Below are 13,654 nucleotides of genomic sequence, written 5' to 3' on the forward strand. Positions count from 1 at the left end.
ATGAACACGCTCTCACGCCGCTTGATGTCGCTCTGTCTTTGCCTGACCGCCACCCCCGCCCTGTGCGCCTCATCGGTCGAAGTGACGTTGACCGGCAGCATCACCCCCAGCGCCTGCACACCGATCCTGTCGCCCAGCGGCATCGTCGATCACGGGCGGGTGCCGGCCCGTTCCCTCAACCAGTACGAGTTCACCGAACTGCCCGCCAGGACGCTGGACATGAGCGTGACGTGCAACCAACCGGTGCTGTTCGTGCTGGTGGGCGTGGATAACCGTGCCGACTCCTCTGTGGGTCCGGGTTTCTATTACGGCCTGGGCAACAACATTCATGCCCCGGCCGAGCGCCTGGGCTCGGTGGCCCTGGCCATTCGCGAAGCGGTGGGCGACGGCCAGCGCGCCATCGTGTTGGCGTCCAGCAACAAAGGCCTGACCTGGTTTCCCGAAACCAACGCCTACCCGAATAACTACATGGGCTTCGCGCACCCCGGCACCCTGGTTCCGGACCCGCACAGTCAGCTCACCGCCAAGCTGGAAATCAAGACATCGATCAACGCCGCCGCCTACCTGACCCTCGACCAAGAGGTGCCGCTGGACGGCTCCATCGTGCTAGACCTGAGGTACTTGTAGTCATGTTCCCCTTCCCTTGCGTTGCCTTAATAACACGGGTGTTCAACCTGGTTCGCTACACCGGCCTCTACTTCGCAGCACTGCTGCTGACGCTGTGGGGCCCAACGCTGGTGCTCGCCGACGGCATGGTGCCGGATACCTCGGTGGTGATCGTCAATGAAGCCGATGGCGAGGCCGCCGTATCAGTGACCAACACCGACACCAAGCTCGCCCTGCTGCACGTCACCCTTGAAGATATTCCCGAAGACCCGGCATCGCTGCTGTTTGTCACGCCGCCGTTGACCCGCGTCGAACCGGGCAAGAGCCAACTGATCCGCTTCATCCTGCAATCGCCCACGCCCTTGACCACCCAGCGCCTCAAGCGCGTGATTTTCGAAGGCATGCCCCAAGGCCGCGCCACCGGCCAGGCCGGCCATGCACGGGTGGGTGTGACGGTGCGCCAGAACCTGCCGGTGATCCTGCATCCCAAAGGGCTCGCGCCGAACCGCACGCCGTGGACCGGCTTGGTCTGGAGCCTGAAAAACCAGCAACTGAGCGTGAACAACCCGACGCCCTACGTGGTGCGCCTGGCCCAGGAATTGACGCTGCTGCCCGGCAAAGGCTCAGCCCTGTTGCCGCGCACCTACGTGCTGCCCGGCGAGACCCTGAGCGTCGCCGCCAGCCAGGCCCAGGCCAGCACCGTGCAGATGCAACCGGCCACGGTCTACGGCTTTGCAGTAGCCCCTTACGAAGCACCGATCACCCTTTGATCGCAGCGTCGGCGGGAGCAATGCCGGCGCCCTGATAACGAAGTGGCCTCCCATTGAAGGCCACCAGGAGCTTGCCTCGCCAAAGGATCGGCGTGGGCCTGCCTCCACTTATTCGAGTACGACTTGTGAGCACAGTTATGACTGATCGCGACGGCAACGCCGTGCCTGGGATTTCATCGCTCCGTTCGCGCCGGTTGCTGGCGGGCCTGGCGCTGGCCGTGGGCACGGCGCTGCCCACGAGTGAACCCCTGGCCGACGAACTGGCCGGTTCATTCGACCCGCAAACCTTGTCCCAGCGCGGCATTGACCCCCAACTGGCCAACCTGCTGCTGGAAGCACCACGCTTCGCCGCAGGGCGCCACGCCCTCAATCTCAACGTGAACGGACAACGGCGTGGCCGCGTGGATGTGGTGTTCGACGGGCAAGGCGCACTGTGTTTCAACCAGGCGCTGCTGGACGCGGGCGACTTGCGCATACCGGCCGATGAGGAGGAGTGCCATGCCTTCCTAGGCGCCTACCCACAGACCGTGATCGAGCAAGACCCGGCCACCCTCAGCCTGTCGCTGGTAGTGCCCACCGAGGCGTTGCGCCCCGCCGTGCGCGACGTGTCCGGCTACCAGACCGGTGGGTTTGCCGGGCTGCTCAACTATGACCTGAGCGGCCTGTACAACGAGTACGGCGACGACAACAGCCGCTTCGGTTCGGCCAATACCGAGGTGGGATTCAACGCTGGCGACTGGATCGTGCGCAGCCGCCAGGTGCGCACCTGGCAAGACAAGGTGTCGCGCACCACGCACCTGGACGCCTACGCCCAGCGCACCTTTGCCGAGCAACAAGCGGTGTTCCAGGCCGGGCAGATCAACCTGTACAACCCCGTGCTGGCCGGTACGCAAATCACCGGCGCCCAGGTGCTCACCGAAACCGCGCTGCAGGACCAGAACCAGGGCGCGACCATCACCGGTATCGCCAACAGCCCGGCCCAGGTGGAAATCCGCCAGAACGGCACGTTGATTCACTCCACCGTGGTGCCCGCTGGGCCGTTTTCCCTTACCGATGTGCGGCGTCTGAACAGCCGCTCCGATGTGGAAGTCACGGTCAAGGAAACCAGCGACGAAGAACGCCGTTTCACCGTGCCTGCGGCCATGCTTGGCCTGGGTTTGCCCGCGCCGGGTTACTCGGTGGCGGCTGGCCGCGTGCGCAAGATCGGTGCCGGCGAAAGCGCGGAGCCTTGGGTGGTCAGTGCTGGCTGGAGTGGCGCGCTGCACCCGCAAGTCAACGTGGGCGGCGGTGCACTGGTGGCCGAGGATTACCGCACGGTGGGCGCGAACATTGGCTGGTTACCGTGGCAAGACAGCCAATTCCAAGTGTCCAGCCAAGTCGCCCAGGCCACTCGCAACGGCAATGAGCGTGGCGTGCAAACCGACCTGTCATGGTCGCAACGCCTGGGTGAACGCTGGGCGATCACCACCGCGGGTTCGTGGCGCACCCTAGGCTATCGCGACCTGGACGACTCCACCTACACCACCGATACCCGAGAGCAGCGCCGCTCCCGTTACCGCGACCAGCAAAGCGCCACGGCGTCCTGGTCGCACCCGATGCTCGGCGCGTTCAGTGCCGGGATCTCACGCTCGTCCTCGTTTACCGGTGACAGCAGCAGCCGCGCACTGGCGTCATGGGGCACCAGCTTTGGACGCGTGTCGGTGTCGGCGAGTGCCGAATGGCAAGTCGGCGGGCGCCAGCAGAGCGATGACAGTGTGTACCTGAACATCAGCGTGCCCTTGGGCGAGAACCGTCGCGGCCGTGCCTGGGCGCGCAATGCCGGTGGCGAACATCGCATTGGCGCCGGGGTCAGCGAGCAACTCAATGACCAGTTGAGCTATCAGGTCAGCGTAGAGCGCGACAGCCGCGACCGTGAGGTGGAGTCGTCCGTCGGCGTCTCGGCGCTGCCGTATTACAGCCAGCTGGACTTCAACTACACCCGCAACAATCAGGAACGCTCCAGCTACCAGGGCGGCGCACGGGGTGGCGTCGTGCTGCACGGCGACGGCCTGACCTTCTCGCCCTACCCAGTGCGCGAGACCTTCGCCGTGATGTCGGTGGGCGACATGGCCGGCATCAAGGTCAGCACCCCCAGCGGCCCGGTGTGGACCGACTGGCAAGGCCAGGCTGTGGTGCCGCAACTGAGCCCCTACGGGCGCAGCCCGGTGGAAGTGCAAACCCGTTCGCTGCCGCGCAATGCCGACATCAGCAACGGTTTGGCGGTGCTGTCGGCCGGGCGTGGGGCGGTGGACAAAGTCGAGTTTGGCGTGGCCCTCACCCGCCGCGCGCTGCTCAACGTCACCACGCCTGGCGGCCAGGCGTTGCCCCGTGGCGCGGCAGTGAGCACCGCCGACGGCGAGTTCGTGACCCTCGTGCAGGAAGGCAGCCAAATATTCTTGCCCGACGTGCTCGACCGCCGCGAGCTGTGGGTCAGCGCCCCCGGCCAACCCCGTTGCCGCCTGGACTTCGCACTGCCAGAACGCGGCGACCCCGAGGTGTATTTCGAAACCGCACCGGCGCGGTGCCAACCATGAGGAACTTCAGCATGCGCCTGAAACCCGCTTTGTTGTCAGTGAGCCTGTTGCTGGGCGCGAACGCCTGGGGCATGGATGAATGCCAGTTGAACCTGAGCGAAACCCGCGTGGATTTCGGCTTGATAAACCGGGCCGTCGCGCAAGGATCAGCGGCAGAGCACCGGCTGGGCGAACGACGCTTGAGCCTGACACTGAACTGTCCCAGCCCGACCGACCTGAGCCTGTTCTATCGCGGTTTGGCGGCGAGCGGCGAGCGCTTCCAGTTCACCCAACGCGGCAGCTACAGCCTGCGGGCCAGCGATGCGCTGCTCGATGGGCAGGCCGTGGAGTTGGGATTATTGCCCGGCAGCGGCCAACCGACCGTCAGCATCGGCGCCGCGCTGGGCTGGCGTCCCGGGCACGGCATTGTGCCGATGCGCGCCGGCGTGCCGGTCAGCGGGCGCAGTTTATCGTTGCAACTGGAAATCAGCGCCTGGGCCCGGGACGATGCTTTGCGGGTCAGCGATACCGTCACCTGGGACACCAGCGGCGTGTTCGACGCGATCAACGCCGGCCGTTCGCGGCCGTTGAGCCTGCAAGCCCGCTTCGCCCCGGCAGCCTGCACGCCGAGCCTGTCCAATGGCGGCACGGTGGCGTTCGGCAAGTTGTCGGTGATGGACCTGAGCCTCGACAAGGAAACCGCCCTGCCCGCCCGCCCCTTGGTGGTCAGCGTGGCGTGCGACGCCCCCGCGCTATTTGCCCTGCGCCTGCAGGACAACCGCCAAGGCTCCGCCACCGGCCCGGGCGATGAAACCACCTACGGCCTGGGGCTGGATGCCCGACAACAGAAAATCGGGCGCTATCGGCTGATCTTCGATCCGCTGCGCACCACGGCCGACAGTTTCCCCCAGCTCTATCGCACCGACTCCCCCACAGGCGCCTTGCCATGGAGCAGCGCCAGTGCCAACCCTCTGGCGATTGGCGCCAGCCGCTTCCTCGGCTTCAGCGCCAGCGCCGGCAGCACCAGCGGCCCCGAGCCGATTCAACAACTGAGCGCCACAACGAGCCTGGAAGCGGTGATCGCGCCGTTGGGCACGCTGGACCTGGGCAGCGAAGTGCGCCTCGACGGCGCCGCCACCCTCGAACTCAACTACCTCTAGGAGCCTTTCTATGAAACCTATTCTGCTTGTCTTGGCGTTGCTGTGCGGCACCGCGCACGCCGCGTCCACCGTTGAACTGGCCGTCACTGGCCTGATCACGCCCATGGCCTGCACGCCGCTGCTCTCCAGTGGCGGGCTGGTGGACTTCGGCAAAATCTCACGCAACGACCTCAACCTCACCAACGGCACGCGCCTGCCGCACAAGTACCTGACGCTGACCGTCACCTGCAACGCCCCCGGCCGCTTCGCCCTGCGCATGCGCGACAACCGCGACGGCACGGCCCACGTCAACAGCGAGATTTTCTACGGCCTGGGCCTGGACACCAGCGGCAACAAGATCGGCGTGTACTCGGTGAGTTTCGACCCCAGGCAAACCGTGGTCGACGACCTGGCCGTGGTGTACGGCACCGAATCCACCACCGGCGGCCTGGCGTGGCGCATGGCCAATCTCAACCCTATTGATGTGGGCTCGCGCAGCCTGCTCGGCTTTACCGATGTGGTCGGCAGCACCGCCGGCCCGTCGGCCATCCAGACGCTCACCAGCACCCTGAAGCTGGAAGCCACGATCAACGCCCGGCAGAACCTGGATCTCAGTGTGGAAACACCGATGGATGGTTCGGCCACGTTGGAAGTTGTGTACCTGTAACCCTTGTTTTCCCTAATCCCTGTAACCCCTAGTAGGAGCAACACCATGAGCATCACCCGTAACCTTCTGGTCACCGCACTGTTGGCGAGTGCCGGCCATGCCGTCGCCGCGTCGAGTGTCGACGTGAGTATCAGAGGGTCGATTACCCCAAGTGCCTGTGAGCTGAGCCTGGCCAACGGCGGCAACTTTGACTTGGGTAAAGTGGCCGCCAAAGACCTGCAGGCCGAACAGCCGACGGACCTGGAGTCACAGAGTACGCAACTGACGGTGGCCTGCGAAGCCGCCACGCTGATGGGCATCGAGTCCAAAGACAACCGCGCAGGTTCGTCCTACTTCGATCAAGACACCACCTTCGGGCTGGGGTTGGCCAATGGCAACCAGAAGCTGGGCTACCTCTGGGCAGGTCTCAAATCCTACATGGCGGATGGCACCCCGGCCTACGGCATCCATTCGATGGACGGCGGTTTGACGTGGGCCCCTGGCAGCTTGAAACCCGGCAGCCTGTCATCGGTCTACAAGGCCGCCCCCATGGTCCCCACACCCGTTCAGGTGCTGACCGCAACGATGTACATCGATCCGGCTATCGCCCCGACCAAAGGCCTGACTTTGACCGATGAAGTGCTCATCGACGGCTCGATCACACTGACCGTCCGGTACCTGTAACGAAAACTGAGTGCAGGGCCGTCCACCTGTGGCCTGCCTTGCGCCCACCGAAAACACCTCCACGAGCAGGAGCAACACCATGAGCATCACCCGAAACCTTCTGGCCACCGCACTACTGGCGAGCGCCGGCCATGCTGTCGCCGCGTCGAGTGTGGACGTGAGCGTAAAAGGCACGATTACACCCACCTCCTGCACGCCCGCCCTTGCTAATGGTGGCGTGGTCGACTTCGGTAAACTGTCGGCCAAGGACCTGCGTCCGAACCAACACACGTACCTGCCCTTTCAGACCATGAACATGACGGTAACCTGCGAAGGCGCGACACTGTTCGCTATCGCGGCCAAAGACAATCGTGAAGGGTCTGAATCCAACCTGGACTACTACAACTTCGGTCTCGGCATGATCAACGGCAGCGAAAAACTCGGTTACCTGACCCTGGCGATGTCGGGGCCTGTAGCCGATGAAGTCAATGTCCGCGCCATCGGCTCACGTGACGGTGGTGTCACCTGGGAGCGTGAGTCGTCGTTCACAGATGACGGCCTGGCGAGCATCGCCGAGTTGAACACCCTGGTGCCTATAGCAGTGCAACGTCTCACGACCAACTTGCAAGTTGCGGCCTTCATCGCCCCCACCCAGGGGCTGACCCTGACTAACGAGGTTCCTCTGGACGGCTCGGTCACACTGACCGTGCGCTACCTCTAAACCTTCTCGCTGGTCACCCCAACGTACAGGGCCCGACCAGCCCCCCAGCCGGCGGCGATCGCGCCCAGGCCGATCACGCCGAACACCCAGCCGGTGGCACCCCAGCCGCCGGTCCAGTCGTGCAACACCCCCACCGCCAACGGGCCCATGGAGGCCAGCGTGTAACCGATGCCCTGGGCCATGCCCGACAGGTTGGCGGCCACGTGGGAATCGCGCGAGCGCAGCACGATCAGGGTCAGCGCCAGGCTGAACGTGCCGCCCTGGCCCAATCCCAGCAGGATCGCCCAGCCCCACAAACCTTCAAGCGGCGCGTACAGGCAACCGAACAATCCGCCAAGGGTGAGCAGCATCACCACCAGGATGGCCAAGCGCTGGTCCTTGCCTCGGGTGGCCAGCCACGGCGCGGTCAGGGCACTGAGCAATTGCACGATGATCGAACCGGACAGCAGCAAACCGGCTTCGGTGGCGCTCAGGCCACGGCTGATCAGGATCGACGGCACCCAGCCGAACACGATGTAGGCCAGGGACGATTGCAGGCCCATATACAGGGTGACCTGCCAGGCCAACGGATCGCGCAGCAAGCCCTTGACCCGATAGGCCACCTGATGGGCGCCGTGTTTTTGCCCGACCTGGGGTAGCCAGAACAACGCGGCGATCAGCGCGGGCACAATCCAGAAGCCCAGGCCCAGGTTCCAGCTGCCACCGAAATAATGACTCAACGGCACCGTCGCGCCCGCCGCCAGCGCTGCGCCCAGGCACAGCGCCATGGTATAGACGCCGGTCATGGTGCCGGCTTGCTTGGCGAAGTCACGCTTGACGATACCGGGCAACAACACGCCGATGATGCCGATGCTGGCACCCGCGATCAGGCTGCCGGCGAACAGTCCGGCTTCACCGAATGAGCTACGCAGGATGATACCTGCGGCAAGCGTCAACAGAATTCCCAGCACCACCCGCTCGGCCCCAAAACGCCGCGCCAGGATCGGCGCCAACGGCGCGAACAGACCCAGGCACAAAACCGGCAAGGTGGTCAGCAAACCGGCCTTGGCCGCCGATAAGCCGAGGCTGGCCGACACGTCATTGAGCAACGGCGACAGGCTCGACAGCGCCGGGCGCAGGTTCATCGCCACCAGGACCAGCCCCATGATCAACAGCCACGGGCGGATCACCATCGGTGGGGTGTGCTGGATTACCTCGTCGTCGGCTTCGGCGTCGATCAACAGTTCTTCAAGCTTGGTTTCAGAGGTCATGGATCAACTGCCGGCAGAGGGATGGGCGTTTGCCCTGATCACTGGTTGAAAAGTCCCACAGCCTATTCGGACGGGCCTACAAGAGCAACGCACTAGGTTTTTTAGGCAGGAAAAGGAGCAGTATTTTCGATTGGTAAAATTACCCTCTGAGGGTAATTATTGGACTCAGGTGTCTTATGGAAAAGTACACACCTCATTACGATTTGGCGGTGATAAAGGCGGATGTGAGGCGGCTGGGGAGAAGCGCCTTTACACAGTCAGCGCAAAAATCCGGTTGGGAACTGCGCTTCAGCATCGAGCAAATGCAGGACGTCATTTACGAGTTACAAAACTGGATGTTGTACAAATCGATGACCACTTATGGAGATCATCGAGTCTGGCAAGACGTGTACTACACCCACTCGAAAGGCAGGGAGATTTACGTCAAGGTGACTTACCGCGCAAACGGTAGACCTCCGGTAATCTCCTTCAAGGAGAAAAACCAATGAAAGAACCCGAGCTGTGCTACATCTGCGGCGCCCCCGACGCACTGCACTACTTCGAGGGCCGCAGTGAAACCATTAGTGTCAAAGGCATGGAGCGGCGGGTGGACAATCTCTCTGGCTGGGAATGTCATGTATGTGGAGACGGCTTTTGGGATCCAGATACAGATAGCGCCGACCGTTATGGAGAAGCAGGCGATGAACTCGTCGTCGCCGCCCGAAAAATGATCGGCGCCGAGATAAAACGTACCCGCCGCAAGCTGCACCTTACGCAAAAGGAAGCGGTGGAATTGCTCTCCGGTGGCGGTCACAACGCCTTCTCACGTTACGAACGCGGCGAACTGCTTGCCCCCAAAACCTTGGTGCTACTGATGCGCTTGCTGGATCGTCACCCGCATTTGCTGGCGGATGCAAAAGCCTTGGCAGAAGGCGCCGATATGCGCGGCGCCTTTACCTACACCGTGAACAACGACGCTGAAGCACTCAAAGCGTCCTAGCCCAAAAAAATAAACCCGGCGCCAGGCCGGGTTTATTTATTCACATATCGATCAATGCAAAATCTGGCTCAAGAACAACTTGGTCCGGTCATTCTGCGGGTTGTCGAAGAAGTCATTCGGCGCTGCCTGTTCGACGATCTCGCCCTTGTCCATGAAGATCACGCGGTTGGCCACGGTGCGCGCAAAGCCCATTTCGTGGGTTACGCAGAGCATGGTCATGCCGTCTTCGGCCAGGCCGATCATGGTGTCCAAGACCTCTTTCACCATCTCTGGGTCGAGTGCCGAAGTCGGTTCGTCGAACAGCATGATTTTCGGCTTCATGCACAGTGCGCGAGCAATCGCCACGCGCTGTTGCTGCCCACCGGACAGTTGCCCCGGAAACTTATGGGCCTGCTCCGGGATACGCACGCGCTCCAGGTAGTGCATGGCAATTTCCTCGGCCTTGCGCTTGGGCATCTTGCGCACCCACATCGGCGCCAACGTGCAGTTCTGCAAGATGGTCAGGTGCGGGAACAGGTTGAAGTGCTGGAACACCATGCCGACTTCACGACGGATCGCTTCGATCTGCTTGAGGTCGTTGGTCAGTTCCACACCGTCCACCACGATGCGACCCTGCTGGTGTTCTTCCAGGCGGTTGAGGCAGCGGATGGTAGTGGACTTGCCCGAACCCGACGGGCCGCACAGCACGATACGCTCACCCTGCTTGACGTTGAGGTTGATGTCTTTCAACACGTGAAACTGGCCGTACCACTTGTTGACGCCCTGCATCTGGATAATGCCTTCAGGGCTCACAGGCTGTTTGATCGCTTCGCTCATAACAACAACTCCTAACGCTTGTGGCCTGTGTCGAGCTTGTGTTCCAAATGAATGGAATAGCGCGACATACCAAAACAGAAAATCCAGAACACCAGGGCGGCGAACACGTAGCCTTCGGTGGCCATGCCCAACCATTTAGGGTCGGCGGCGGCTTGCTTGACGCTGTTGAGCAGGTCGAACAGGCCGATGATGATCACAAGGCTCGTGTCCTTGAACAGCGCAATGAACGTGTTGACGATGCCCGGAATCACCATCTTCAGGGCCTGCGGCAGAATCACCAGGCCCATCGAACGCCAGTAACCCAGGCCCATCGCCGCGGCCGCTTCGTACTGCCCCTTGGGAATCGCCTGCAAGCCCCCGCGCACCACCTCGGCCACGTAGGCCGACTGGAACAGGATCACGCCGATCAGCGCCCGCAGCAGCTTGTCGATACCCATGCCTTCGGGCAGGAACAACGGCAGCATCACCGAGGACATGAACAGCACAGTGATCAACGGCACGCCGCGCCAGAACTCGATGAAGGTCACGCAGACCACTCGAATCGCCGGCATATTCGAACGCCGCCCGAGCGCGAGCATGATGCCCAGCGGCAACGCGCCGGCGATGCCGACGGTGGCGATCACCAGGGTCAGCATCAGGCCACCCCATTGGCTGGTCGCCACGTTGGTCAGGCCAAACGCCCCGCCGTGCAGCAGGAAAAACGCGATGATCGGGTACAGCACCAAAAAGCTCAGGCCGTAGACCGCCTTGCGTTGGAAGCGCGAGATGAACAACGGCGCCACGCCAACGATGGCCAGCCACACGGTGAGGTCCACGCGCCAGCGCAGATCGCCCGGGTAGTAGCCGTACATGAACTGCCCGAAGCGCTGTTGGATGAACACCCAGCAGGCGCCTTCCTTGGTGCAATCAGCGCGTGTCGTACCGACCCAGTTGGCGTCGATGATCGCCCAGCTCAGGATCGGCGGCACCACCAGGTAGATCAGGTAGAACGCCAGCAGCGTGAGCAATGTGTTGAGCCAGCTGGAGAACAGGTTGGCGCGCATCCAGGCCATCGGCCCGAACACTTTGTTCGGCGGCGGCATATCCGGTTTGAAAGTATGTGAACTCATGGGCGTTTCCTCACCGCTCGATCAGCGCAATGCGCTTGTTGTACCAGTTCATCAGCAGGGAAATGCTGATGCTGATCGCCAGGTACACGCTCATGGTGATGGCAATGACTTCGATGGCCTGGCCGGTCTGGTTGAGCACCGTGCCGGCAAACAGCGAAACCATTTCCGGGTAACCGATACCGGCCGCCAGGGACGAGTTTTTCGCCAGGTTGAGGTATTGGCTGGTCAGCGGCGGAATGATCACCCGCAAGGCCTGCGGGATGATGACCTTGCGCAGCGTCGGCCCAGGGCGCAGGCCCAGGGAGCGCGCGGCTTCGGTCTGGCCGTGGCTGACGGACTTGATGCCCGACCGCACGATCTCGGCGATAAACGCCGCTGTGTAGACGGTCAACGCCAGGGTCAGCGCCAGCAGTTCGGGGATCAATACCCAGCCGCCGACAAAGTTGAAGCCTGAAAGCTTGGGCATTTCCCAGTGCAGCGGGGCACCGAAGATCAAGGCGCACAAAGCCGGGATCACGATGAACAGCGCCAGGCCGGCCCAGAACTTGTGGAACGGTACGCCGGTCGCTTCAAAACGCTTGTTGGCCCAGCGCGCCATCAGCACGATTGCCACGATGGCGACCACGATGCTGACCACAAACGGCCAGAAACCGTCGGCGGCAATCGCTGCCGGCATGTTCAGGCCACGGCTGCTGACAAAGAAGGTATCGCCGAAGTTATGACTGTTACGCGGCCCCGGCATGGTCAGGAACACCGCGAAATACCAGAACAGGATTTGCAGCAGCGGCGGAATGTTGCGGAACACTTCCACATACACGGTTGCCAGCTTATTGATCATCCAGTTCGGCGACAGCCGCGCCACGCCGATGACGAACCCGAGCAGGGTCGCCAGGATCACGCCAATGAAGGTCACCAGCAGGGTGTTGAGCAAACCGATCACGAAGACTCGGGCATAGCTGTCCGATTCGGTGTAGTCGATCAAATGCTGCGCGATGCCGAAGCCCGCACTGCGTTCAAGAAAGTCGAAACCCGAGGTAATGCCCCGGTGTTGAAGGTTGGTCTGGGTGTTGTTGAAGAGGTACCAGCCCAGCGAGACCACCGCCACAATCGTGATGATCTGGAAGAGCCACGCACGCACTTTAGGGTCGCTGAAGCTGAGCTTCTGCTTGGGTGCGCCGATTTGTTTTTGCATGAAATGCCCCGAAAATAATGGAACAGAACATCACCCGGCGGTTGGCCCACCGGGTGACAGAACCATCAGCGATCAGCGCACAGGGGGTGCGTATTGAATGCCGCCGTTGTTCCACAGCGCGTTCAGGCCACGGTCGATTTCCAGCGGGGTGCTCTTGCCCAGGTTGCGCTCGAACACTTCACCGTAGTTACCGACTTGCTTGACGATCTGTACAACCCAGTCTTTCTTCACTTTCAGGTCTTTGCCGTATTCGCCGTCGGCACCGAGCAGACGCGCAACGTCCGGGTTCTTGGTGGACTTGGCTTCAGCTTCAACGTTTTTCGAGGTGATACCGGCTTCTTCAGCGTTGAGCATGGCGTAGCCAACCCAGCGCACGATAGCCAGCCACTCGTCGTCGCCGTTACGCACGACCGGGCCCAATGGCTCTTTGGAAATGGTTTCCGGCAGAACCACGTAGTCCTTCGGCGCGGCCAGCTTGCTGCGCTGGGCGAACAGTTGGGACTTGTCGGAGGTCAGCACGTCGCAGCGCCCGGATTCCAGCGACTTGGCGCTTTCGTCGGAGGTGTCGAAGGTGATCGGGGTGTATTTCAGGTTGTTGCCACGGAAGTAGTCGGAAACGTTCAGCTCAGTGGTGGTACCGGCCTGGATGCAGATGGTTGCACCGTCCAGTTCCTTGGCGCTTTTCACGCCCAGCTTGTTGTTTACCAGGAAGCCGATGCCGTCGTAGTAAGTGATGAAGCCTGGGAATTTCAGGCCCATGCCGGCGTCGCGGGAGCTGGTCATGGTGGTGTTACGGGACAGAATGTCGACTTCGCCGGATTGAAGCGCGGTGAAACGCTCCTTGGCGTTCAACTGGCTGAATTTGACCTTGGTCGCGTCGCCAAAAACGGCAGCGGCCACAGCGCGGCACACGTCAGCGTCGATCCCGAGGATCTTGCCGCTGGCATCCGGCACCGAGAAACCCGGCAGGCCGTCGCTCACGCCACATTGCACAAAGCCTTTCTTCTGCACGGCATCCAGGGTGGCGCCGGCTTGGGCGAAACCGCTGACACCCAGTACAGCCGCCGCAGTGACGATGGCCAGGGTGGATTTCAATACCTTCATTCAAACCTCCAGTTTGCTCTTGTTGTGTCGGAGCTCGAACCTCAGCGCACCCTTATGAGGCGATATCGACCCGTGTTGGCTTTTTTTAGGGTCAAGCGGCATGAAGT

The 13,654-nt window shown here is 62.2% G+C and carries 14 protein-coding genes; 9 read left to right on the plus strand and 5 right to left on the minus strand.

Annotated elements, in window-relative coordinates:
• From ACP7BX_RS04580 to ACP7BX_RS04610, 7 genes are all read left to right on the plus strand, one after another.
• Positions 1–627 (plus strand): DUF1120 domain-containing protein, encoded by a 627-nt coding sequence (locus tag ACP7BX_RS04580; RefSeq protein ID WP_426128275.1) that lies wholly within the window; start codon positions 1–3, stop codon positions 625–627.
• A 2-nt stretch (positions 628–629) separates the two neighbouring features.
• On the plus strand, positions 630–1,376 hold the full coding sequence (locus ACP7BX_RS04585) for a fimbria/pilus chaperone family protein (RefSeq protein ID WP_426128273.1): 747 nt from the start codon (positions 630–632) through the stop codon (positions 1,374–1,376).
• A gap of 125 nt (positions 1,377–1,501) precedes the next feature.
• Positions 1,502–3,949 (plus strand): fimbria/pilus outer membrane usher protein, encoded by a 2,448-nt coding sequence (locus ACP7BX_RS04590; protein WP_426128271.1) that lies wholly within the window; start codon positions 1,502–1,504, stop codon positions 3,947–3,949.
• Between the two features lie 11 nt (positions 3,950–3,960).
• The gene (locus ACP7BX_RS04595) at positions 3,961–5,088 is read left to right on the plus strand and encodes a DUF1120 domain-containing protein (RefSeq protein WP_426128269.1); all 1,128 of its coding nucleotides are present in this window, start codon (positions 3,961–3,963) and stop codon (positions 5,086–5,088) included.
• 10 nt (positions 5,089–5,098) lie between these two features.
• A complete protein-coding gene (locus tag ACP7BX_RS04600; RefSeq protein WP_426128267.1) occupies positions 5,099–5,734 on the plus strand; it encodes a DUF1120 domain-containing protein in 636 nt (211 codons plus the stop codon).
• Between the two features lie 45 nt (positions 5,735–5,779).
• A complete protein-coding gene (locus tag ACP7BX_RS04605; RefSeq protein WP_426128265.1) occupies positions 5,780–6,397 on the plus strand; it encodes a DUF1120 domain-containing protein in 618 nt (205 codons plus the stop codon).
• Positions 6,398–6,476: 79 nt separating this feature from the next.
• Positions 6,477–7,097, plus strand: coding sequence for a DUF1120 domain-containing protein (locus tag ACP7BX_RS04610; RefSeq protein ID WP_426128263.1), 621 nt, complete (start codon positions 6,477–6,479; stop codon positions 7,095–7,097).
• Here ACP7BX_RS04610 and ACP7BX_RS04615 read toward each other — a convergent pair.
• Positions 7,094–8,347 carry a CynX/NimT family MFS transporter gene (locus tag ACP7BX_RS04615; RefSeq protein WP_426128262.1) on the minus strand — a complete coding sequence of 418 codons (1,254 nt, stop codon included), beginning with the start codon at positions 8,345–8,347 and terminating at the stop codon, positions 7,094–7,096. The two genes, ACP7BX_RS04610 and ACP7BX_RS04615, sit on opposite strands and share 4 nt — an antisense overlap.
• A gap of 176 nt (positions 8,348–8,523) precedes the next feature.
• On the opposite strand from ACP7BX_RS04615, the gene ACP7BX_RS04620 reads away from it, so the two are divergent.
• Complete coding sequence (locus ACP7BX_RS04620; protein ID WP_133074596.1) at positions 8,524–8,835, plus strand: type II toxin-antitoxin system MqsR family toxin; 312 nt, start codon at positions 8,524–8,526, stop codon at positions 8,833–8,835.
• Positions 8,832–9,326, plus strand: a complete 495-nt coding sequence (locus ACP7BX_RS04625) for a type II toxin-antitoxin system MqsA family antitoxin (RefSeq protein WP_133074597.1) — start codon at positions 8,832–8,834, stop codon at positions 9,324–9,326. Before ACP7BX_RS04620 ends, ACP7BX_RS04625 begins: the two co-directional genes overlap by 4 nt.
• Positions 9,327–9,377: 51 nt before the next feature.
• On the opposite strand, the gene ACP7BX_RS04630 is transcribed toward ACP7BX_RS04625, so the two are convergent.
• From ACP7BX_RS04630 to ACP7BX_RS04645, 4 genes are all read right to left on the minus strand, one after another.
• Positions 9,378–10,142 (minus strand): amino acid ABC transporter ATP-binding protein, encoded by a 765-nt coding sequence (locus ACP7BX_RS04630; protein WP_003171943.1) that lies wholly within the window; start codon positions 10,140–10,142, stop codon positions 9,378–9,380.
• Positions 10,143–10,153: 11 nt separating this feature from the next.
• Positions 10,154–11,251: an amino acid ABC transporter permease gene (locus ACP7BX_RS04635; RefSeq protein ID WP_016978216.1), complete on the minus strand. Its 1,098-nt coding sequence runs from the start codon at positions 11,249–11,251 to the stop codon at positions 10,154–10,156.
• Between the two features lie 10 nt (positions 11,252–11,261).
• The gene (locus ACP7BX_RS04640; protein WP_426128259.1) at positions 11,262–12,443 is read right to left on the minus strand and encodes an amino acid ABC transporter permease; all 1,182 of its coding nucleotides are present in this window, start codon (positions 12,441–12,443) and stop codon (positions 11,262–11,264) included.
• A gap of 72 nt (positions 12,444–12,515) precedes the next feature.
• Positions 12,516–13,547, minus strand: a complete 1,032-nt coding sequence (locus ACP7BX_RS04645; protein WP_016978213.1) for an amino acid ABC transporter substrate-binding protein — start codon at positions 13,545–13,547, stop codon at positions 12,516–12,518.
• Positions 13,548–13,654 lie beyond the last annotated feature (107 nt).

The organism is Pseudomonas sp. DWP3-1-3b3 (assembly GCF_049896305.1).
Taxonomy (GTDB): domain Bacteria; phylum Pseudomonadota; class Gammaproteobacteria; order Pseudomonadales; family Pseudomonadaceae; genus Aquipseudomonas; species Aquipseudomonas azotoformans_A.